At 58.9% G+C, this 808-nt stretch carries 2 protein-coding genes; both read right to left on the bottom strand.

The genetic code is table 11. The features are described from left to right. Positions 1–363, bottom strand: a 363-nt coding sequence (locus tag A3754_RS02915) for a DEAD/DEAH box helicase (protein ID WP_156496722.1), incomplete at its 3' end; no start/stop codon positions are given. 159 nt (positions 364–522) lie between these two features. Beyond that, a partial coding sequence (gene tilS / locus A3754_RS02910; protein WP_156496721.1) for a tRNA lysidine(34) synthetase TilS occupies positions 523–808 on the bottom strand: 286 nt, incomplete at its 5' end.

The following is an 808-nucleotide window of genomic DNA, read 5'->3' as shown; positions in this document are numbered from 1 at the left end:
CCGCTCATTGGCCAGGCGCTCCGGCGCCACGTACAACAGCTTGATACTGCCGTCATCCAGCCCTCGGTAGACACTCTGTAATTGCTCTGCATCCACGCTGGAATCCAGCCGCGCGGCAGTAATACCCAGCCGGTGAAGCTGATCCACCTGGTCTTTCATCAATGCAATCAGCGGCGACACCACCAGGGTCACACCACTGAACATCAACGCCGGCAATTGGTAACACAGGCTTTTACCGCCGCCAGTGGGAAACACCGCCAGCGCCGAACGCCCGGCCAGCAATGCGTCGATAACTGCCTGCTGCCCGGGGCGAAAGGCCTGAAGCTGAAAGGTCTGCTGCAAATGTTGCTGAAGGGCCTGCATGGCACTCCCTTTTCGGCTGGGGTTGAAGACGCAAGAGATTCGGGATCAGTCAGCGCAAGTCTGGCAGAGGAGGAATACTGAAACGAGCAGGCGTTTCGTATTTTACTGTGCGCCAGAACGGACAACTCCCGGCGCCGGGATTACATGCGGGAAGGCTTGCTAGTGTGACATTGCGGTTGAAGGTAACAAATACCAGCGCTCACTATTGTCACTGTCTTCACCATCGGCCAGCCCCACCAACGGCACACTCACCACATCCCCATCACGGAACAGCAATGGCCACTGCCGCCGCTGCCAGGGCGGCACGCCCGCCGCGCGCCAGAGTTCCTTGATCTGTTGATGCAGTCCATGACGGCGCACGGCCAGAGAACCGGACAAAGCCCTGAGCTGCAGATTACCCGGTGGACGAAGCACCCAAATGTCTCCCTCACCACCTTGCTTTGAC

The organism is Alcanivorax sp. HI0083 (assembly GCF_001635175.1).
This window is presented reverse-complemented; position numbering and strand designations above follow the sequence as displayed.